A 20,579-nucleotide genomic window follows, 5' to 3' on the forward strand; every position below is an offset into this window, starting at 1 on the left:
TCGTTGTCGTTAAAACAAGCCGATCGCCTGACGGCTCCTGATCTGGAGTCGGTTATGGACTACCCTTTTCCGTGTGCCTGGATCAGGGGGATTTCATATGCTCGCGCAACTTCCACCGGCGTTACAGAACCTTCATCTGCCGCTGCGTCTCAAGCTCTGGGACGGCAACGAACTCGATTTGGGCAGTGATCCCCGCGTCACGATCGTGGTCAAGGACCCTTCCCTTGTTTCCGATTTCACCCACCCAAGTCTGGGCCTTCTTGGCAGTGCCTTCGTCGAGGGCCGGCTTGAGCTGGAAGGCTCGATCAGCGAAGTGGTCCGGGTGTGCGACGAGCTGACCAAAGCGCTGGTGGACGAAGAAGACGACAACAATCTCCCTGTGCGCACCGAGCACGACAAGGCCACTGACGCCGCGTCGATTTCCTACCACTACGACCTCTCCAACGACTTCTACCGGCTGTGGCTGGACCGGGAGATGGTCTACTCCTGCGCGTACTTCAAGACCGGCAGCGAGACGCTCGATCAAGCGCAACAGGACAAGTTTCATCATCTGTGCCGCAAGCTGCGCCTCAAACCGGGTGAGTACCTGCTCGACGTCGGCTGTGGCTGGGGAGGGCTGTCCCGCTTTGCCGCCAGTGAATACGGCGTCAAGGTGTTCGGCATCACGTTAAGCCGCGAGCAACTGGCGCTGGCCCGGGAGCGGGTGCGCGCGGACGGTCTGCAGGACCGTGTCGAGTTGCAGCTGCTCGACTATCGGGATCTGCCCAAGGACGGTCGTTTCGACAAGGTCGTCAGCGTCGGCATGTTCGAGCATGTCGGCCATGCCAATCTCGAGCTCTACGCGAAATGCCTGTTCGATGCGGTGAGGGAGGGCGGTCTGGTGATGAACCACGGCATTACCGCCAGGCACACTGACGGGCGGCCTGTCGGGCGTGGCGCGGGTGACTTTATTGATCGTTACGTGTTTCCCAACGGTGAGCTGCCGCACCTGTCGATGATCTCCGGATTCATCAGCGAGGCCGGTCTGGAAGTGGTCGACGTGGAAAGTCTGCGCCTGCACTACGCCAAGACGCTCGAACACTGGAGCGCCCGTCTGGAAGAGAAGCTCGACGTCGCCGCGGCGATGGTGCCGGAACAAGCGTTGAGGATCTTCCGGCTGTATCTGGCCGGCTGTGCCTACGCGTTTTCCAAGGGCTGGATCAACTTGCACCAGATCCTGGCGGTAAAACCGCATGCGGACGGCAGCCATAATTTGCCGCTGACGCGAGATGATGTGTACAGGTGATTGCCTGAAGCCTGTGGCAGTCAGCTCACTCCCACAGGCCTTGGATGCGCAATCAAAGAATGGGCGAAATCAGCCTGGCGACGCGCATTCCCAGCTGCTGCAAATGATGGGTTTCTTTGCTTTCTTCGCTTGAGATTTCGTGGGAGAGGGCGAAGTCATCGATCAGCATGGTTTCGACTTCGCGTGCGAAGTCCTCATCCACGGTCAGCAGCATGAGTTCGAAGTTGAGCCGGAACGAGCGGTTGTCCAGGTTGGCGCTGCCGATCGCCGAGATCGCGTTATCCACCAGCACCACCTTCTGATGCAGGAAGCCAGGTTTGTAGCGGAAGATGCGAACGCCTGCGCGGACTGCTTCAAACGCAAACAAGCTGGAGGCGGCATACACCGTGTAGTGGTCAGGACGCGATGGCAGCAGCAGGCGCACATCTACGCCGCGCAGTACTGCCAGTCTAAGCGCAGCGGAAACCGCCTCGTCGGGAATGAAATACGGTGTCGTGATCCACACCCGCTCGCTAGCCGCGTGAATGGCTTCGACGAAGAACAGCGAGCAGGTTTCCTGCGCATCGGCCGGGCCACTGGCGAGTAACTGGCACAGCACGCCGTCTTCCGGGTAACTGTCCGGCAGGATCAGCGGCGGGATTTCGCGGGTCGCCCAGAACCAGTCCTCGGCAAACGATTCTTGCAGACACGCCACGACAGGTCCGACCACGCTAACGTGGGTATCGCGCCACGGCGCCAGCGGCGGCTTGAGGCCCAGGTATTCATCGCCCACGTTGTGCCCGCCAACAAATCCTTTGACGCCGTCAACCACCACGATCTTGCGATGGTTGCGGAAGTTGATCTGGAAGCGTGTCAGCCAGCCGCCTCGTGTGGCGAAGGCCTTGATCTGCACGCCACCGGCACGCAGCTTGTCGATGTAGCGCGCCGGCAATGCATGGCTGCCGATCCGGTCGTAGAGCACATGAATCGCCACGCCCTCGGCGGCTTTCTCCAGCAACAGCCCTTGCAGGCGGCGACCCAGATCATCGTCGTGGATGATGAAAAACTGCACGAACACCACGTGTTTGGCGCCTTTTATGGCCTCGAAGATCGCGCCAAATGTTTCATCGCCGTTGATCAGCAGCTTTACTTCGTTGTTTGCCAGGCACGGCATGCGCCCCAGTTTTGGCATCGCGCGCAGGGAGCGATAAGCGTCCGAGCGCCGTGCTGCCACCGCTTCTTCAATCCATGGCTTCCAATTGAAATCGGCGATCGCCGCGCGCATTTCGGTGTTGGCCTGACGCCGCGCCTTGATGTAGGCGTCGAACGTACTCCGCCCGAAAACCAGATACGGAATCAGTGCGACATAGGGGATGAAAATGAGAGGCATCGCCCAAGCGATTGAGCCTTGAGCCGTACGCACAGTGAGTAAGGCGTGGATAGCTGCGACAATGCCCAGCAGGTGAGTGAAACCCAGCAAATAGCCAAAGAAATACGGGCTGTGGTAATCCATGCGCAACCTTGTGCCATAAGCTTATTGGTGTCTAACAGACCACACGGCGCCGGGATTGTCGCTATTTTATTGAGACTGCAACTGGCTGCCCGATCTGCCGTCTAACCGTCATCGTTCAGTGACCTGCACGCAGGTCGCCTCAAGAATGCCCAAGAGTCATTAAAGGAAACCCGATTCATGAAAAAGCGCGTACTGGCGTTGATGATTTGTCTGACTGCGCCCTTCGCCCAGGCACAGGTGTTGCAGCCCGGACTGTGGGAGCTGAGCTCCAGCAACATGCAGGTGGACGGCCAGCAGATGCCGGACCTGCAAGTAATGCTTTCGCAACTGCAAATGATGGCGCCGCAGCAGCGCGCAGCCATGGAGCAAATGCTGGAAAAACAAGGCGTTACTCTGGGCGGGAAGGGCGTTCGTATTTGCCTCACGCAGGAGCAGGTTAAGAATGAACAGATCCCTCTGACCGATCCGAAGTCTGGCTGCACCCAGCAGATCACCGAGCGCACCGGCGCCACCTGGAAATTCAAGTTCAGTTGCCCTCGCGCCCAAGGCACCGGGACTGCACAGTTTCTCAGTGACCGTGAATTCAACACCCATGTCATTGGCTCCTTCAACGCGACAGGCCAGCAGCAGAACGGCAGCATGGACACGCGCGCTGTTTGGCTGGGTCAGCAGTGCGGCACTGTTAAACCAAGAACCTGACACATCCTGCTCGTTAAGCGCCCTGACTCGTCAGGGCGTTTTTGTTTGTGCAAAGCGGTTCGTGTTCCACGTGGAACATGTTGTTGTTCCACATGAGCTTTGCGACGTTAGGCGTTGAACAAACTGATTAAAACCCCAGCCATTCTTATAAAAAGCTTCATCTTCGTCCGATATTCCGGCTGTTATATTGTAACTATTGTCCTCCATCTCTGAGCCGGGATGCTCTTCGCCTTCGGAACGTGCCATGCACCGACGTCAAATGCTGCTCAATATGCTTTTGGCCAGCGCCGCCTTTGCGCTTCCATTCTCAGTCAACGCGACGCAGATCCGAAACGCCCGCCTTTGGCGTTCCGATAGCAAGCTGCGTCTCGTGTTCGACCTGAGTGGCCCGGTGCAGTACAAGACCTTCACCCTCAGCGCGCCAGAGCGGATCATCATTGATGTCAGCGGCGCGCGGCTTGAGGGCAACTTCAGTCAGCTGGCGCTGGAAAACACGCCGATCAAATCCATTCGCTCCGGCCACTTCGGCCAGAGCGATACCCGCATCGTTCTTGATCTGACATCCCCCGTGCAGATCAACAGTTTCCTGCTGGGTCCAGAAGGCGCGCAGGGCAATCGGCTGGTTCTGGATCTGGGGCATGACGTACTTTCCCGTCCGCCGGTGCAGCTGGCCGCAGCCGCGCCGCTGGCGAAGGAGCCACCCACGCAGGCCACGGGAAGGGACCGTTCCAAACGCGACATCATGGTGGTCGTCGATGCAGGCCACGGTGGCAAAGACCCTGGCGCCGTTGGCTCGAAGGGTGAGCGCGAGAAAGACGTCGTGCTGTCCATTGCGCAGTTGCTCGCCAAGCGTTTGAAGCGCGAAAAGGGCTTTGATGTGCGCCTGGTTCGCAACGACGACTTTTTCGTGCCGCTGCGCAAGCGCGTGGACTTCGCCCGCAAGTACAACGCCGATATGTTCATCTCGGTTCACGCCGACGCCGCTCCTCGCCTCACGGCCTCCGGCGCGTCGGTGTTCGCGCTGTCGGAGAACGGCGCGACATCGGCGACGGCGCGCTTCATGGCCCAGCGTGAAAACGGCGCCGACCTGATCGGCGCGACCAGCCTGCTGAACCTGAAAGACAAGGACCCGATGCTGGCGGGCGTGATTCTCGACATGTCGATGAACGCCACGATCGCCGCGAGTCTGGATTTGGGTCACACCGTCCTGGGTAGCCTGGAAGGGATCACGACGCTGCACCAGAAACGCGTGGAACAGGCCGGTTTTGCGGTGCTGAAATCACCGGATGTACCGTCGATTCTGGTCGAGACCGGCTTCATCTCCAACAGCCGCGACAGTCAGCGCCTCGTCACCGCGCGCCATCAGCAGGCCGTGGCCGACGGTTTGTTCGATGGCATGAAGCGCTATTTCGAGCGCAATCCGCCGGCGGGCTCATACGTGGCCTGGCGGCAAGAGCAAAAGGCGAATGAGGCGTTGGTTTAAGGATCACGATGCTGAGCGCCGGGGAGAGCAGATTGCCTCTCCCCGGAAACGGGTCAGCCGCGCAGCTCACCGGCAACCCATCACCCGGTCGCAGGTGATCTTGGTCCTGCTCCCGCTCGAACTCGACACCCGGCTCATTGTCGTCCAGCCCACTTTCCGGGTATACCCCACCCAAGTCTCGCCGTTTGATGCCAGCCCGGTAAAAAACGTCAGCGAACCGTACCGGCTGTTGGTCTGTGCCCAGCGGCGATTGCCGACGCTTTCGAAGCCGCGCACAAACATGGTTTTCCCTGCCACCGCCACGCTGTACGTGTTGTTGTCGGCATCAATGCAGGCCAACAGCGTCGCGGTTCGCGTGCACAACGCCTTGTCCAGCGTGGGCGAGGGCGGCATAGCCAACGCCTGCGTGCTCAAGACCAGCAAGCACCCTGCAAACAACCGAAACAACCGAGTCATGAAGCTGCCTTAAAAAAGATTAGCGCCTGAGTATCGTTATACTATAACGTAAAAAGCGATCATATCCGCACTCTGGTGAAACCTTCATGAACCGCCTTCCCGTTACCGTTCTTTCCGGCTTCCTTGGCGCTGGCAAAAGCACGCTGCTGAATCACATCCTGCGCAATCGCGATAATTTGCGCGTCGCCGTGATCGTCAACGACATGAGCGAGATCAACATCGACGGGAGCGAAGTTCAGCGGGACGTCAGCCTCAATCGGGCGGAAGAAAAACTGGTGGAGATGAGCAACGGCTGCATCTGCTGCACCCTGCGCGAAGACTTGCTGGAAGAGGTCAGCCGGCTGGCCCATGAAGGCCGCTTCGACTATTTGCTGATCGAATCCACGGGCATTTCCGAGCCGCTTCCCGTGGCCGAAACGTTTACCTTTCGCGATGAACAGGGCCGGAGCCTGGCCGATGTCGCCCGACTCGACACCATGGTGACGGTGGTCGATGGCCTGAATTTTTTGCAGGACTTCAACGCCGCAGAAAGCCTGGCTTCACGAGGCGAAACCCTGGGCGAGGATGACGAGCGGGCAATCACTGATCTGCTGATTGAGCAGGTTGAGTTTGCGGACGTGATCCTTATCAGCAAGATCGACCTGATCAGCTCAACTGATCGCCGGGAGCTGATGGCGATCTTGCGGCGGCTTAACAGCCAGGCGGAGATTCTGCCGATGGTCATGGGCGCTGTGCCCCTGAGCAAGATCCTCGACACCGGCCGTTTCGACTTCGAGCGCGCGGCCCAGGCACCGGGCTGGCTCAAAGAGTTGCGCGGCGAGCACACGCCGGAGACCGAAGAATATGGCATTGCGTCCACGGCCTATCGGGCGCGTCGACCTTTTCACCCCCAACGCTTTTTTGACTTCCTGAATGCACCGTGGGAAAACGGGCGGCTGCTGCGCTCGAAGGGCTTTTTCTGGCTCGCCAGCAAACACGAGGATGCGGGCAGTTGGTCCCAGGCCGGCGGCTTGATGCGTCATGGTTTCGCCGGTCGTTGGTGGCGCTTCGTGCCCAAAGCTCAGTGGCCGCAGGACGATGAAAGCACGCAGGTGATCATGCGCAGCTGGGAAGCCGAGACCGGCGATTGCCGTCAGGAGCTGGTCTTCATCGGGCAGAACATCGACTTCGCTCGCCTGGCTGCCGAGCTCGATGAATGCCTGCTGACCGAGGCCGAGATGGCGGGCGGCATTGCAGACTGGCGCTCAATGCCAGATCCGTTTGGCGACTGGTACGGTGATGCAGCGTGAAAAACCGTCAGTCTTGCTGCGTTTTCCAGATGCCTTTGCTCTGCTGCTCGCAGAACGGTTTGAGAAACGCCGCGTCGCTGGCCACACCGTAATAGTGAATGTTCTGCCGATAAGGCATATTGGCCACCTGAGCGTTGCTGCACTGGCCAAATGACCCGGCAGGGCATTGCTCCAAGTAGGTGACCTCGGTTTTCTGATCCTTGAGCTGAGGTTTGCAGAATCCGTCGTGGAACAGATCTGGCGGGATGTTCAGATTTTCCTGACAGACTTTGACGTCCACGCGCTCGCCTTGGCTGTGCACAACGCACGACTCAGCCAAGACCTGCGTCGACGTCATCGCCATCAGCGCCCACGCCAGTCCCATGGGCCGCCAGATTGCTCGCATCAATTACCTCCGTCAGCGCTCATTTCAGGAGCGATCTCAAGAATGGCCGACATGCTGCAGAACATCCCCACTCATGTCATTGCAGGCCCGTTAGGTGCCGGCAAGACGAGCTTGATCAGGCATCTTTTGAAGCAGAAACCTGCGCACGAGCGCTGGGCTGTGCTGATCAATGAGTTCGGCCAGATAGGCCTCGATGCTGCGCTGCTGACGACCGGCGACGATGGTATCGCACTTGGTGAAGTGGCTGGCGGTTGCCTGTGCTGCGTCAATGGCGCGCCTTTCCAGATTGGCCTCGGCCGGCTGTTACGCAAAGCCAGGCCGGACCGCTTGCTCATCGAGCCCTCCGGACTGGGGCATCCGGTTCAGTTGATCAAGCAATTACATGAAGCGCCCTGGACCGGCGTGCTGTCGATCCAGCCCAGTGTCATGGTGCTCGACGCTCAGGCACTCGCCCACGGCAAAGTACTGCCTGACACCCAGCAAGAAGCTTTGGCGAATGCGGGTTTGTTGGTGCTGAACAAGTCTGACGGGCTGGACGCCGCGACGCGAAAGGCGATTGCCGATAGGCTGCCAGTCCGGATGCTGAGCTGGACTGAGCACGGGGCGTTGTCTCTGGATTCGTTGCCCGGCATCGACGTCAGCGCCCACGCTGGCTCCGACAATCCGGCCATCCCCCGGTCATTGGCGCAGCTCCCCTCAGCGTGGGCAGACCCGATGACGCCGGTCTGTCTGAGCCAGCAACAGGCGGACGGCTGGAGCATTGGCTGGCGCTGGCACCCTGAGCGGGTGTTCGATGCGGCAAAGGTGCAAGCCTGGCTGCAACCCTTGGGCTGGCGGCGCGCCAAGCTGGTTATCCACAGCGAAAAGGGATGGGTTTCAGGCAATGCGCTGAACGGTAGCATGTTGGAATGGGCGTCGAGTGAGTGGCGCAAAGACTCTCGCCTTGAGCTGATCTTCGACGGGCCTCAGGACGAGGCCGCTTTGCAGACCGCGCTGGCGGCCTGTCTGCTCTAAAGCGAGTTATCCACAGAGCATCACTGCTTCCACTTGTTGTGTTCCTGACGCCACTGGCTCAGCTGAATGATCTCGGCGGTGGGCTTCGGGTCTTTGATCTCGAACGGGTAGGGCGCCAGCTCGATCTGCGCCGCGTGGGCACCGAACATGGTGATCGTGCCGGGATGCCGATGCTCACCGGTGACCGTGAATTCGAAGTTATACACACGCGCCAGGCGCTTGCGGCCTTCATTGTCACGTTTGAAGGCGAGTCGCTTCAGCGCCACGTTGCCGTCGAGCAACTCGAGATCGAGTTTGGCGCAATGCTGTTTGACGCGTTCGAGCGCCCGTTCACGCAAGCCATGGGCGTGCCACAGCCAGGCGCCGGCAGTCGCCAGCAGCATGAGGACGAAAATGTTGCCCAGGGTCAGCATGGAAAAAGAACTCCAACAGAAGGCTTGCAGCTTAACTGCGTCGGGTGACAGACAGCCATAGCCCGAAAGTTTAATTTCGCTTCACTTCGTCCGGCATCGCCACTACTGTGCCTTCCCGGTCTCAGGAACCTGTCATGAAACGTACGCCCCATCTACTCGCCATCCAGTCGCATGTCGTGTTTGGTCACGCCGGCAACAGCGCAGCCGTGTTCCCTATGCAGCGTATCGGCATCAATGTCTGGCCGTTGAATACCGTTCAGTTCTCCAACCACACTCAGTATGGACACTGGGCAGGGGAAGTCCTGGCGCCGCAGCAGATCCCGGCGTTGGTCGAGGGGATTGCCGCGATAGGCGAGTTGGGGAATTGCGACGCGGTGCTGTCGGGTTATCTGGGGAGCGCAGCGCAGGGGCGGGCGATTCTGAGCGCCGTTGCACAGATCAAACGCGCCAATCCCCGCGCGCTGTATTTGTGTGATCCGGTGATGGGACATCCCGAGAAGGGCTGCATCGTGCCACAGGAGGTCAGCGATTTCCTGCTGGACGAAGCCGCTGCGGTGGCCGACTTTCTTTGCCCCAACCAGCTGGAGCTGGACAGCTTCTCCGGCCGTAAACCCGAATCGTTGCTCGACTGCGTGACCATGGCGCGAGCGTTGCTGGCCCGAGGCCCGAAGGCGGTAGTCGTCAAGCACCTGGCCTATCCGGGAAAGTCCGCGGACGGCTTTGAAATGCTGCTGGTGACCGAGCAGGAAACCTGGCACCTGCGCCGACCGCTGCTGGCATTCCCTCGGCAGCCTGTCGGCGTGGGCGACCTGACGTCCGGGCTGTTCCTGTCTCGGATTCTGCTGGGTGACGATCTGCGCAGCGCCTTCGAATTCGCGGCCTCAGCGGTGCATGAAGTGCTCCTGGAAACCCAGGCCTGCGGCAGCTATGAGCTGGAACTGGTGCGCGCGCAGGACCGAATCGCCCATCCGCGCGTCAAGTTCGAAGCGGTCCGGCTGTAAGCCGAAGCCCGTGCTGGCTTAAACCGGCTCATCCTTGATTTCACGATAACGCTTCTCCAGTTCCTGACGGATCTGGCGGCGTTGTTGTGCCTGCACGTAACGGCGCTTGTCTTCGCTGTTGGCCGGCGTTAGTGGCGGTACGCTGGCAGGTTTGCGCTGGTCGTCCACCGCGACCATGGTGAAGAAGCAGCTATTGGTGTGACGAACCGAGCGTTCGCGGATGTTTTCGGTCACCACCTTGATGCCTACTTCCATGGACGTATTGCCGGTGTAGTTGACCGATGCCAGGAACGTGACCAGCTCGCCGACGTGAATCGGCTCACGGAAAATCACCTGATCCACCGACAGCGTCACCACATAGCGTCCTGCGTAACGGCTTGCGCATGCGTAGGCCACTTCATCGAGGTACTTCAGCAGTGTCCCGCCGTGCACGTTGCCAGAAAAGTTGGCCATGTCCGGGGTCATCAATACAGTCATCGACAGCTGGGCGTTTCCGGGTTCCATAGCGTTGCTCACGGTCTAAAAGGGTCAGAAGGCACCTTGCTCGGGTGCTCGGGTGCGCGAATGCAGATTGGCGACAAAACCATCGATACCGGGACGCCAACGACCGCTCCGCCGTCACGCCCTGCACCCATCTGTTTCCATATATTGCACTGGCTTCTGCTGCTTTTGTGCGGTGTTAACCTGCGAAAGCCCTTGGATGGGGTAAATCCTGCGTCTCAGTCAGAATATTCAGGCTTCGTTGGCGAGTTTTCGTACAGCGGTCTTCTCTCTTTCAGGCGGATACGCGTATTTCATCGATTGCCAGCAGGAGCAGCGCCCGTGCATGCCATCAGTTTCATTCAAGACCTGGCTGTGATCATGCTCATCGCTGGCGTCGTAACGGTGGTGTTTCATCGGCTCAAGCAACCTGTGGTGCTCGGCTACATCGTCGCCGGCTTCATTATCGGCCCGCACACCCCGCCGTTCGGTCTCATTCACGACGAAGACACCATCAAGACCCTTGCCGAACTCGGCGTGATCTTTCTGATGTTCTGCCTTGGCCTGGAATTCAGCCTGCGCAAACTGTTCAAGGTGGGCGCAACGGCGTTCATTGCCGCGTTTCTTGAAATCATGCTGATGATCTGGATCGGTTACGAAATCGGCCAGTTCTTCGCCTGGAATACCATGGACTCGCTGTTCCTGGGTGCCATTCTGGCGATCTCGTCCACCACCATCATCGTCAAAGCGCTCAACGACCTGAAGATGAAAAACCAGCGCTTCGCCCAACTGATCTTCGGCGTGCTCATCGTTGAAGACATCCTCGGCATTGGCATCATCGCGCTCTTGTCAGGCATCGCCGTGAGCGGCACGGTCAGCTCAGGCGAGGTATTTTCCACGGTCGGCAAGCTGTCGCTGTTCATGATCGTGGCGTTGGTCATCGGCATTCTGGTCGTGCCGCGGGTGCTGGCCTATGTCGCGAAGTTCGAGAGCAACGAGATGCTGCTGATCACCGTGCTGGGTTTGTGCTTCGGGTTTTGCCTGCTGGTGGTGAAACTCGAGTACAGCATGGTGCTGGGGGCATTTCTCATCGGCGCGATCATGGCCGAATCCAGGCAACTGGCGAAGATCGAGCACCTGGTCGAGCCCATCCGTGACATGTTCAGCGCGATCTTCTTCGTCGCAATCGGCTTGATGATCGATCCGAACATTCTGCTCGATTACGCCTGGCCCATCGCGGTGATTACGGTCGCTGTGGTGTTGGGCAAGATGATTTCCTGCGGGCTGGGCGCTTTCATCGCAGGCAACGACGGCAAGACCTCGCTGCGGGTGGGGATGGGGCTGTCACAGATTGGCGAGTTCTCCTTCATCATCGCAGCGCTAGGTATGACGCTGCAGGTCACCAGCGACTTTCTCTATCCGGTCGCCGTGGCGGTCTCCGCAATCACGACGCTGTTGACGCCTTACCTCATCCGCGCAGCAGACCCGCTGTCCCACACGCTGGGCGCTATTGTTCCTGCACGCATGGCGCGGGTGTTTGGCCTGTACGGAGAGTGGCTGCGCAGTATTCAGCCGCAGGGGCAGGGCGCGGTGCTGGCGGCGATGATCCGGAAGATCCTGCTGCAAGTCGGGATCAATCTGGCGCTGGTCATCGCCATCTTCTTCACCGGGGCATTCTTCGCGGAGCGGATAGGCGTCTATTTCAGCGAATGGGTCAGCGATGTCGGGCAGCAAAAAGCCTGGATATGGGGCGCTTCATTGCTACTGTCGCTGCCGTTTCTGATCGCGGCTTATCGCAAGCTCAAGGCGCTGTCGATGCTGCTGGCAGAGATGAGCGTGAAGCCGGAAATGGCGGGCAGGCACACAGCGAGCGTCCGGCGGGTGATCGCCGAAGTGATCCCGCTGCTGTCATTGGTGGTGATTTTTCTGCTGATCGCATTGCTGTCATCCAGCATGCTGCCGACGCGCGAATGGTTAATGCTGATCGTCATCGTGGCGGCCGTGGTGGCTGCTGTGCTGTGGCGCTGGTTCATCCGTGTGCATACGCGCATGCAGGTCGCGTTGCTCGAAACTCTGGGCAATCATCCAGAGCCATGAGTGCTGAGTCAGCCTTGAGCTTTGTGGCTCAAGGCTGACTCAGGAAAGCATCTATGTTTCTCAGCTTTCCAGCCACACGTCACGCGCCCAGTGCCAGACGGATTCCCAGTTTTCTTCGGTGACGAGTTCTTCTTCGCCAGACCACAGCACCACAGTGCCGTCTTCTTCAACGCAGTAGTAATCCTCGCCGTCCTGACAAATCGGGATCAGCTCGCGGGGCACGCCGATGTCCCAGGCGGTCGCCGCCACCTCCGGCAGATACGTATGCGAGCCCGGATCAGTGACGGTGACAGGCTCAAGGCTGCCGTAAACCACGTCGCTGACGGTGAGCAAGAACTCCTTGAAGACGAAGGGGATATTGATGAACAGCTGCTCCTCAACTTCGACCAGCTGATCTTCATCAGGCAGTTCAAGCGGGACAGGGACCGGTTCATTGGCTTCACGGAGTTGTTCGATGACTTCTTCCACGACGTGGATCCTCTAACGATTTGCGCGGGTTATACAGTAGCTCAAAGGCATCGCCAAATTAACTTGGCTTCTATAGAAAGCAGAACCCCGGAACAAGTCCGGGGTTCATTTGCAGCAGCTCAGCGGTATTAGCCGTTCTGGCGGATACCTGCCACCAGCCAAGGCTGGTTGTCACCTTGGGCACGCTCCATGTTCCAGCTTTCGCTGAACACTTCGCCCTGATCGAAGCGCGACGTTTTCGACACACCGCTAAACGTCAGCGTGGCGATGGTCTTGTCGGCGCGATCGTCCAGACCGTCAAGTTGCACGGTGAGGTTGTCAATGAAGGTGGACTGGAAACCATCACCCAGATCGGCACGTTCTTTTTTCAGGAACTGCAGCATTTGCGGGGTCACGAACTCGGAGATCTTGTCCATCTCGTTCGCGTCCCAGTGCTGTTGCAGCGATTGGAAGTGGCTGCGGGCCGCTTCAAGGAAGCGTTCTTCGTTGAACCAGGCCGGCGCGTTGATCACCGGACGAGCTGCCGCTGCAGGAGCAGAACCACCGAAGATCGAATTCTGTGCCGGTTGTGGCTGTTCGAAGGTTTCACGCTGATAAGGAGCACCAGCAGGGGCCATCTGTGGCTGCTGTTTGCGTCGACGCGCCGCGATGAAGCGGAAGATCACGAAGGCGATGATCGCCATGATCAGGATATCGAAGAACTGCATGCCCTCGAAGCCACCGCCCATGAACATGGAAGCCAGAAGACCACCGGCGGCGAGACCGGCCAATGGGCCCAGCCATTTGGAAGCACCGCCCGCAGCAGGCGCAGGACGGCCAGCGGCGTTAGGTGCTGCGGCAGGAGCAGAAGGAGCTGTTTGACGCGCCTGGTGACTTGGCGCCGAGCCCATGCTCTTGCCACCACCGAAACGCGCAGCATTGACATCGAGGCTCATGGTGAGCCCGATCATCATTGCCAAAGCGATGCTAAGAAAACGTTGCATAAGGGAATTCCCGTTTGTGGATTGCACGCGCGCCATGTTGCACAGGACAAATGGGGATGACCAGCGGCCATATGTTTCCGGCTTTTGCGTGAATCTTCACCTGCCTGCCCTGCTTGGGTTGTAGGCAGGTGAAGAAAGTTCTGTAGGAAAGATGGGGGGTGGATGTGGGAATACAAGGGGTGCATCAACGCATCGTCGTTGCCGATCAAACTGGCTCGAGCTTCGCGTACCCCAGCATCAGCCACTTGCTGCCTTCCGAAAAATTCACCTGCACCCGCGCCTGAGCGCCTGAACCCTCGAAGTTGAGGATCACGCCTTCGCCAAACACCGCGTGCTGCACGTGCTGACCCAGGGAGAACTGGCTCTGCGGAATGGCTTCGCCGTCGAACAGACGACTCGGGGCCATGGTTTTGGAGCCGCCGAACGGACGGGTCACGCTGTTGGACAGCCGCACTTCCTGAATCAGATTGGGCGGGACCTCCCGAACGAAGCGCGAGACCTTGTTGTAGGTTTCGCTTCCGTAGAGGCGTCGGGTTTCTGCGTACGTCATCACCAGATGCTGCATGGCGCGAGTGATGCCCACATAAGCCAGACGACGCTCTTCTTCCAGGCGGCCCGGCTCTTCCAGGCTCATCTTGTGCGGAAACAGGCCTTCTTCCATCCCCACCAGGAACACGTACGGGAACTCCAGACCTTTGGCGCTGTGCAGCGTCATCAACTGAATGCTGTCTTCGTGCTCGTCCGCCTGCGTATCGCCTGCCTCCAGTGAGGCATGGCCAAGGAATGCAGCCAGCGGCGTCAGGTCTTCCTCTTCGTCGCTGTTCTCGAAAGCGCGTGCGGCGCTGACCAGTTCCTCAAGGTTTTCCACTCGGGCCTGGCCTTTCTCGCCTTTCTCTTCCTTGTGGTACGTGATCAGGCCGGACTGCTCGATGACCGTTTGGGTCATCAGATGCAGCGGCATGTCTGCGGCCTTGGCGGCGAGGTTTTCGATCAGTTCGATGAACGCCCCCAGTGCGCCAGCGGCACGACCGGTTAGGCCTTTGTTGGCGACCAGCAGGCGCATGGCTTCCCACATGGAAACATCGGCATGGCGCGCATGCTCGCGAATCGCTTCGACGGTTTTCTCACCAATGCCGCGGGGCGGAACGTTGATGACCCGCTCCAGCGCCGAATCATTACCGCGCCCGTCCAGCAGGCGCATGTACGCCATGGCGTTCTTGATCTCGGCGCGCTCGAAGAATCGCTGGCCACCGTAAATACGGTATGGGATGCGCTCGCGCAGCAATGCCTCTTCGAGGACCCGCGACTGGGCGTTGGAACGATACAGAATGGCGATGTCGCTGCGCGCCAGCCCGGTCTTGATCGCGCTCTCAATGGTCTCGACCACGTAACGCGCTTCGTCGTGTTCGTTGAACGCTGCATACAGATTGATCAGCTCGCCGTCGCCGACGTCCGTCCACAGCTCTTTGCCCAAGCGGCCGGTGTTATTGACGATCAAGCCGTTGGCGGCCTTGAGGATGCTCGCGGTGGAGCGATAGTTCTGCTCCAGGCGAATGGTCTCGGTGTCGGGGAAGTCTTCGGAATACTGATGAATATTCTCGATCTTCGCGCCACGCCAGCCGTAGATGGACTGATCGTCGTCGCCGACCACCATCAGGCTGTCGCCACCCTGTGCAAGCAGGCGCAACCAGGCGTATTGAACGGCGTTGGTGTCCTGGAATTCGTCCACCAGCACGTGACGGAAACGACGCTGATAGTGCGCAAGCAGGCTCGGATTGTCGCGCCACAGGTCCAGCGCGCGAAGCAGCAGCTCGGAGAAGTCGATAACGCCGGCGCGCTGACAGGCCGCTTCGTACGCCTCGTAGACCGACTTCATGGTCGTCAGAAACAGGTCGCCCGAGGCCTGAATGTGTTTCGGTCGCAGCCCTTCGTCCTTCTGGCCATTGATGAACCACTGCGCCTGCCGTGCCGGCCAGCGCTGCTCGTCCAGATTCAGCTCGCGCATGACGCGCTTGACCAGTCGCTGCTGGTCGTCGCTGTCGAGGATCTGGAAGCTCTGGTTCAGACCCGCTTCCTGCCAGTGCGCCCGCAGCAGGCGGTGCGCCAGGCCGTGGAAGGTGCCCACCCACATGCCGGCCGGGTTGATACCCATCAACTGCTCGATGCGATGGCGCATCTCGGCTGCGGCCTTGTTGGTGAACGTCACCGACAGGATCGAGTGCGGCGAGGCGTTCTCGACCTGAATCAACCAGGCGATACGGTGCACCAGCACACGGGTTTTGCCGGAACCAGCGCCGGCCAGGACCAACTGACGACCCACGGAGGCAGCTACGGCCTGGCGTTGGGCATCGTTGAGGGAGTTAAGCAGAAGGGAGAGGTCATCGCGCATCGGGGCATTCTAGGGTGCCGTGAGGGCATGGGCAAACCCTAACGCTGGCCGGTCGTGATGTTGTCGTCCCCATTTTTTGCCGTCTGTAGATTTTAATTGATGACTGTTTGGTCTCGACGGTCGCTTGTGTATCCTCCGCGAACGTTCAAGGCCACCAATTATAAGAAACGCCATGACCTTCAGCTCCGAAGCCCCGGCAGACTCCGTGGCGACACGTCGTGTCATCTGCAAGCAGTTTGCGAACCAGCTTGCCGCCGAGCGCACCCGCCTTCTTTATCAGGGATCGCTGCTGCCGACCCTGTTCATGTTCATCAATGGTTTGCTCTGTGCGTGGCTGCTTTGGAGCCCCGAGCGATACGTGCTGGTTGGCGTCTGGCTGGGATGGCTGTCAGCGCTGGTGTGCCTGCGCGTGCTGCAAGTCGCGGCGTTCAGGTCGGCATCACTCGATCGTCGATCGCAGCCGATCTGGAATCGCATGTTTCTGGCCGGCGCCTGCGTCAGCGGTTTCACCCTGTCCAGCGCCGCGCTGGTGTTGATGCCGGCGCAAAGCCTGGCTCAGCAGGCCTGGGTGTTCGGCCTGCTCGGCGCTGCGACGCTGTCTGCCAGTGTGGCCTATGCGGTGAGCATTCCGGCTTTTCTCACGTTCACGATGCCGTGCCTGCTGCCGCCCATCCTTTATCTGTTCTGGACCGGCGACCCTCAGTGCCATGGCTGGGGCTGGCTGGGACTGATCCTGCTGCTGGCGCTAATCGTGGTGGCCGCGCAGGTCAACCGTCTGATCGAGCGGGGCCTGATCCGCCGGTTTCAGAACGTGGCGCTCATTGAGCACCTGCAACAGGCCCAGGCCGAAAGCGACGAGCTTAATCGCGAGCTGAAGCGCCAATACGAGGAGCGTACGCGTTATCTGACCCATTACGATGAGCTGACCGGCCTTGCCAATCGGGCGCTGTTCAATGAGCGGCTGCGTGAGGCCAACCAGCGTGCGCGTCATGGCGGTCGCACGTTGGCGCTACTGCACATCAACCTTGATCGCTTCAAATTGCTCAACGACAGCCTGGGTCACGACATCGCTGATCAACTGCTGCGCCTCGTCGCGCGCCGGCTGAATGCCCACGTCGCAGACGCCGACACTGTCGCGCGGTTGTCGGCGGACGAGTTTGCCGTGCTGTTCGACAGCCACGGCAACCTGACCACGATGGCGCGAATCACGACGCGCTTGCTGGCGAAATTACGCTCGCCGATATCGGTGTCCGGCCATGAGCTGGTGATCAGTGCCTCGATCGGCATTGCGTTGCTGCCGGGCTCTGCCCGTGACATTCCCGCCCTGGTCAGCCAGGCGAATATGGCCATGCAGCACGCCAAGCACCTGGGCGGCGACAATTTCCAGTTCTACAGCGAGAGTCTTGAGGCAGGCACGCCTGGTCGTTTGCAGCTGGAAATCCAGCTGCGGCGCGCGATTGCAGAAGGGCAGCTGGAGGTTTTTTATCAGCCGAAGCTGGAGCTGGAAAGCGGGCGCCTCAATTCTGCGGAAGCACTGGTGCGCTGGCGTCATCCCGAGCGCGGTCTGATTTCGCCCGGCGAGTTCATCGGGCTGGCGGAGGAGACCGGCCTGATCGCCAACATCGGGGAGTTCGTGCTGCGCAAAGCCTGCCACCAGGCCTGTGAATGGCAGCGGGAGGGTCTCGCGCCGATCAGGGTTTCCGTCAATCTTTCGGTGCACCAGATGCGTCAGGGCAAGCTGGTCAGCCTTGTGCGGCAAGTGCTCGAAGAGACCGGGCTCAAGCCGGAATACCTGGAGCTTGAGCTCACCGAGAGTCAGCTGCTGGAGAGCGTCGAGCACATCATCACCACATTTCAGCAACTGCGCGCACTCGGCGTAAAACTGGCCATCGACGACTTTGGCACCGGCTATTCATCGTTGAGCTACCTGAAACGATTTCCGGTGCACTGCGTGAAGATCGACCAGGCCTTTATTCGTGGTTTGAATGAAGGGGCGGAAGACGCGGCGATTACCAAGGCGATTATCGCGATGGCCCACAGTCTTGACCTCAGGGTGGTGGCCGAGGGCGTTGAAGATTGCGAGCAACTGGAGTTTCTCAGGTCTCATGGTTGCGACGAGGTCCAAGGCTACTTGATCAGTCGGCCGGTGGAAGCCAGCGTCATGGGCGGCATCCTGCGCAGCCGGCAAACCGAAGCCTGGAGTCCTGTGCGAAAAGCCCTACACTACAAAGCGACCTGACCCTCAACACCGATCGGTTGACCGCGGGAAGATCGTTTAACTGTGCGGTTTGCAGGTCATGTAGTATAACTACAAGAAAGCTACAGCCCGGCCCATCCTTCATTTGAGTCCTGCCCTTTGAATCTGTTGCAGCACATCGCCCAGTCACGCCATCTCTTGCGCAAGTCGGAGCTGAAAGTAGCCGATCACGTGCTGCTTGATCCGGCGGCCGTGATGCACAGCTCCATGGCCGATCTGGCGCATGCGGTCGGTATCAGTGAGCCGACCATCGTGCGTTTCTGCCGCGCCATTGGCTGCACCGGTTTTCAGGATCTGAAACTCAAGCTGGCCCAGAGCCTCGCCGCCGGCGCGAGCTTCGGGCAGTTCGCCATCCACGAAGACGATTCCGTCGCCGATTACAGCCTGAAGATTTTCGACACCACGCTGCACACGCTGATAGAAGTGCGCGAAAAGCTCGACCCCCATGCCTTGCAGGCTGCGGTGACGGTCATGGCGGCGGCGCATCGGGTCGAGTTCTACGGTTTCGGCGCATCGGGTGCGGTCGCGGCTGATGCCCAGCACAAGTTCTTCCGACTGCTGCTGACGGCAGCGTCCTATTCCGATCCGCATATGCAGGCGATGTCGGCCGTGACACTCAAGCCTACGGACGTCGCGGTGTGTATCTCGCAGTCAGGTCGTTCGAAAGACCTGCTGATCACCGCCAATCTGGTGCGTGAAAGTGGTGCCAACCTGATTACGCTGTGCCCGAGCCAGACGCCACTGGCCGAGCTGTCCACGGTCAACCTCGCCATCGACGTGCATGAAGACACCGAGATCTACACGCCGCTGACCTCACGCATCGCGCATCTGGTGGTCATTGATGTGCTGGCGATGGGCGTCGCCATGGCGCGCGGTCCGAGCCTGGTCAATCACTTGAAAAGCGTGAAGCGCAGCTTGCGTAGCCTGCGGTTGTCGCCGAAGTCGATCAAATCGTCCGAAGATTGAGCCGATCCTGCACAGGGCTGAAACCTTCACCAACCTGTAACGCTTCCGACGTCTGATCGTCACCGCGCCCCGCCACTCTGTACTCCCGCACACGAATGGGAGACAGGATATGCCTCGGCACTACGATGACTCGCAGCAGCACAGCACCTCCAGCACCAAGACCCGCCGTCAGCAGGAAGACCAGCGCCGCATGGCGTTCCGGCGTGCGATCGAAAGCCATTCCGAAGAACGCCGCCTGAACCAGGAACTCTCGAACTACCTGGATGGCGCCACGGCCCACTTCTGGCAGAGCGCTAGCGCTTCGGAAGGTGGCCATCAAAGCGCGCGACCAGCTCGCTGATCTGCGTACGCTCCGTCCGAATGAATGACAGGAACGCGTGAGCCACCGGCGACAGACGTTTGTCCCGTGCCTGTACGACGCACCAGCTTCGGTACAGCGGCAATTCAGCCACTGGCAGCTCAACCAGCGTGCCAGTGGCAAGTTCCAGGCTCAGCGCATGGCGCGTCAGCAGTGCGACGCCAAGCCCCGCCACCACGCATTCACGCTGCGCTTCAGCCGAGGACACCTCCAGCGTGTGCTCGAAGTGAATGCGCTTCTCCTTGAAATATTCCTCGCACGCCTTGCGCGTCCCCGAGCCCTGTTCGCGGACCACCAGCGTTGCCGACTCCAGATCTTTCAACATTGGATTGGGCAACAGCGCCAACGGATGATCCGGCTGCGCCACGGCAATGATCGGGTTATTCAGAAAGGGCAAGAACTCCAGGCCCATGTCCTGCGGGACCATCGACATCACCACCAGGTCATCGCGGTTATCCGAGAGTCGCCGAATCACCTGCGCCCGATTGACGACCGTGAGGTTGAGCATGACTTCCGGGTACTTACGCTTGAAGGCCGCGAACAGGTGGGGCACGAAGTACTTGGCACTGGATTCGATCGCCAGTTTGAGCTGCCCCTGCAGCGAGCCCTGCATGTCGGAGAGCTGCATGTCGAGGTTCTCCAGCCGACCGAAGATGTCGCGGCTGGCGAGCTGCAGCGCCTCGGCTGCTTCCGTGAGATAGAGCTTTTTACCCACGTATTCGAACAGCGGCTGGCCGACCAGCTCTTCCAGCTGACGAATCTGCAGGCTCACCGCCGGCTGGGTCAGCGACATTTCTTCGGCTGCGCGACTGTAAGAGCGTAAATCACAGACCTCATTGAAGATCCGTAATTGACGCAACGTCATGCGCATCAATGACTTACGCATTTATCTACCTCTGGCTGCTTTGCTGATAGTGGTAACTATAAGGTTTTGCTTATGGTTCACCCAATATTTACTCATTTTTGTTAATTGCTGATTCGTCATAGGGTGGCTTGACCTGCGAGCAACATGCAGTAACGGAATGTCGCGCGGTATTGGCCAGCCATCTGGCCCGTCTGCTAAT

19 protein-coding genes are annotated in these 20,579 nt (G+C 59.6%); 10 read left to right on the forward strand and 9 right to left on the reverse strand.

Annotated features, from left to right (window positions below):
- Positions 1-97 precede the first annotated feature (97 nt).
- Entirely contained in the window at positions 98-1,285 is a 1,188-nt protein-coding gene (cfaB, locus tag ACQKEN_RS00155; protein WP_427682795.1) for a C17 cyclopropane fatty acid synthase CfaB, read from the forward strand.
- 52 nt (positions 1,286-1,337) lie between these two features.
- Here cfaB and cls read toward each other — a convergent pair whose 3' ends face one another.
- Positions 1,338-2,777, reverse strand: a complete 1,440-nt coding sequence (gene cls / locus ACQKEN_RS00160) for a cardiolipin synthase (RefSeq protein WP_427682797.1) — start codon at positions 2,775-2,777, stop codon at positions 1,338-1,340.
- Between the two features lie 177 nt (positions 2,778-2,954).
- Here cls and ACQKEN_RS00165 point away from each other — a divergent pair, with 177 nt between their 5' ends.
- Both ACQKEN_RS00165 and ACQKEN_RS00170 read left to right on the forward strand, forming a co-directional pair.
- The gene (locus ACQKEN_RS00165; protein WP_427682799.1) at positions 2,955-3,476 is read left to right on the forward strand and encodes a DUF3617 domain-containing protein; all 522 of its coding nucleotides are present in this window, start codon (positions 2,955-2,957) and stop codon (positions 3,474-3,476) included.
- A gap of 244 nt (positions 3,477-3,720) precedes the next feature.
- Complete coding sequence (locus ACQKEN_RS00170; protein ID WP_427682801.1) at positions 3,721-4,959, forward strand: N-acetylmuramoyl-L-alanine amidase; 1,239 nt, start codon at positions 3,721-3,723, stop codon at positions 4,957-4,959.
- 66 nt (positions 4,960-5,025) lie between these two features.
- Here ACQKEN_RS00170 and ACQKEN_RS00175 read toward each other — a convergent pair whose 3' ends face one another.
- Positions 5,026-5,415 carry a glutamine synthetase gene (locus tag ACQKEN_RS00175; protein WP_427682803.1) on the reverse strand — a complete coding sequence of 130 codons (390 nt, stop codon included), beginning with the start codon at positions 5,413-5,415 and terminating at the stop codon, positions 5,026-5,028.
- Between the two features lie 86 nt (positions 5,416-5,501).
- Between ACQKEN_RS00175 and zigA the strand changes: the two genes are divergently transcribed.
- The gene (gene zigA, locus ACQKEN_RS00180; RefSeq protein ID WP_427682804.1) at positions 5,502-6,704 is read left to right on the forward strand and encodes a zinc metallochaperone GTPase ZigA; all 1,203 of its coding nucleotides are present in this window, start codon (positions 5,502-5,504) and stop codon (positions 6,702-6,704) included.
- A 7-nt stretch (positions 6,705-6,711) separates the two neighbouring features.
- Here the strand turns inward: zigA and ACQKEN_RS00185 are convergent, their stop codons facing one another.
- Positions 6,712-7,089 carry an NADH:ubiquinone oxidoreductase gene (locus tag ACQKEN_RS00185; protein WP_427682806.1) on the reverse strand — a complete coding sequence of 126 codons (378 nt, stop codon included), beginning with the start codon at positions 7,087-7,089 and terminating at the stop codon, positions 6,712-6,714.
- A 51-nt stretch (positions 7,090-7,140) separates the two neighbouring features.
- On the opposite strand from ACQKEN_RS00185, the gene ACQKEN_RS00190 reads away from it, so the two are divergent.
- Positions 7,141-8,103 carry a CobW family GTP-binding protein gene (locus ACQKEN_RS00190; RefSeq protein WP_427683761.1) on the forward strand — a complete coding sequence of 321 codons (963 nt, stop codon included), beginning with the start codon at positions 7,141-7,143 and terminating at the stop codon, positions 8,101-8,103.
- A gap of 20 nt (positions 8,104-8,123) precedes the next feature.
- On the opposite strand, the gene ACQKEN_RS00195 is transcribed toward ACQKEN_RS00190, so the two are convergent.
- The gene (locus tag ACQKEN_RS00195; protein WP_074886003.1) at positions 8,124-8,516 is read right to left on the reverse strand and encodes a DUF3301 domain-containing protein; all 393 of its coding nucleotides are present in this window, start codon (positions 8,514-8,516) and stop codon (positions 8,124-8,126) included.
- A gap of 134 nt (positions 8,517-8,650) precedes the next feature.
- On the opposite strand from ACQKEN_RS00195, the gene pdxY reads away from it, so the two are divergent.
- Complete coding sequence (pdxY, locus tag ACQKEN_RS00200; protein ID WP_427682809.1) at positions 8,651-9,517, forward strand: pyridoxal kinase PdxY; 867 nt, start codon at positions 8,651-8,653, stop codon at positions 9,515-9,517.
- A gap of 18 nt (positions 9,518-9,535) precedes the next feature.
- Here the strand turns inward: pdxY and ACQKEN_RS00205 are convergent, their stop codons facing one another.
- Positions 9,536-10,021, reverse strand: a complete 486-nt coding sequence (locus ACQKEN_RS00205) for an acyl-CoA thioesterase (protein ID WP_122534219.1) — start codon at positions 10,019-10,021, stop codon at positions 9,536-9,538.
- Between the two features lie 318 nt (positions 10,022-10,339).
- Between ACQKEN_RS00205 and ACQKEN_RS00210 the strand changes: the two genes are divergently transcribed.
- The gene (locus ACQKEN_RS00210) at positions 10,340-12,094 is read left to right on the forward strand and encodes a cation:proton antiporter (protein WP_427682811.1); all 1,755 of its coding nucleotides are present in this window, start codon (positions 10,340-10,342) and stop codon (positions 12,092-12,094) included.
- A 60-nt stretch (positions 12,095-12,154) separates the two neighbouring features.
- Here ACQKEN_RS00210 and ACQKEN_RS00215 read toward each other — a convergent pair whose 3' ends face one another.
- From ACQKEN_RS00215 to uvrD, 3 genes are all read right to left on the reverse strand, one after another.
- Complete coding sequence (locus ACQKEN_RS00215; RefSeq protein WP_074885991.1) at positions 12,155-12,562, reverse strand: SMI1/KNR4 family protein; 408 nt, start codon at positions 12,560-12,562, stop codon at positions 12,155-12,157.
- A 128-nt stretch (positions 12,563-12,690) separates the two neighbouring features.
- Entirely contained in the window at positions 12,691-13,545 is an 855-nt protein-coding gene (locus ACQKEN_RS00220; RefSeq protein WP_427682814.1) for a Tim44 domain-containing protein, read from the reverse strand.
- A gap of 205 nt (positions 13,546-13,750) precedes the next feature.
- Positions 13,751-15,934, reverse strand: coding sequence for a DNA helicase II (uvrD, locus tag ACQKEN_RS00225; RefSeq protein ID WP_133773942.1), 2,184 nt, complete (start codon positions 15,932-15,934; stop codon positions 13,751-13,753).
- 172 nt (positions 15,935-16,106) lie between these two features.
- On the opposite strand from uvrD, the gene ACQKEN_RS00230 reads away from it, so the two are divergent.
- The 3 genes from ACQKEN_RS00230 (at position 16,107) to ACQKEN_RS00240 (ending at position 19,497) form a co-directional block, all read left to right on the forward strand.
- Complete coding sequence (locus ACQKEN_RS00230; RefSeq protein ID WP_427682816.1) at positions 16,107-18,173, forward strand: putative bifunctional diguanylate cyclase/phosphodiesterase; 2,067 nt, start codon at positions 16,107-16,109, stop codon at positions 18,171-18,173.
- A 117-nt stretch (positions 18,174-18,290) separates the two neighbouring features.
- Positions 18,291-19,157 (forward strand): transcriptional regulator HexR, encoded by an 867-nt coding sequence (gene hexR / locus ACQKEN_RS00235; RefSeq protein WP_065988147.1) that lies wholly within the window; start codon positions 18,291-18,293, stop codon positions 19,155-19,157.
- Positions 19,158-19,266: 109 nt separating this feature from the next.
- Complete coding sequence (locus tag ACQKEN_RS00240) at positions 19,267-19,497, forward strand: PA3496 family putative envelope integrity protein (protein WP_074885980.1); 231 nt, start codon at positions 19,267-19,269, stop codon at positions 19,495-19,497.
- Here the strand turns inward: ACQKEN_RS00240 and ACQKEN_RS00245 are convergent.
- Positions 19,451-20,401 carry a LysR family transcriptional regulator gene (locus ACQKEN_RS00245; protein WP_427682818.1) on the reverse strand — a complete coding sequence of 317 codons (951 nt, stop codon included), beginning with the start codon at positions 20,399-20,401 and terminating at the stop codon, positions 19,451-19,453. The genes ACQKEN_RS00240 and ACQKEN_RS00245 overlap by 47 nt on opposite strands.
- Between the last annotated feature and the right edge of the window lie 178 nt (positions 20,402-20,579).

It is taken from the genome of Pseudomonas sp. NPDC078416, from assembly GCF_050268485.1.
In the GTDB taxonomy this organism is placed as follows: Bacteria; Pseudomonadota; Gammaproteobacteria; order Pseudomonadales; family Pseudomonadaceae; genus Aquipseudomonas.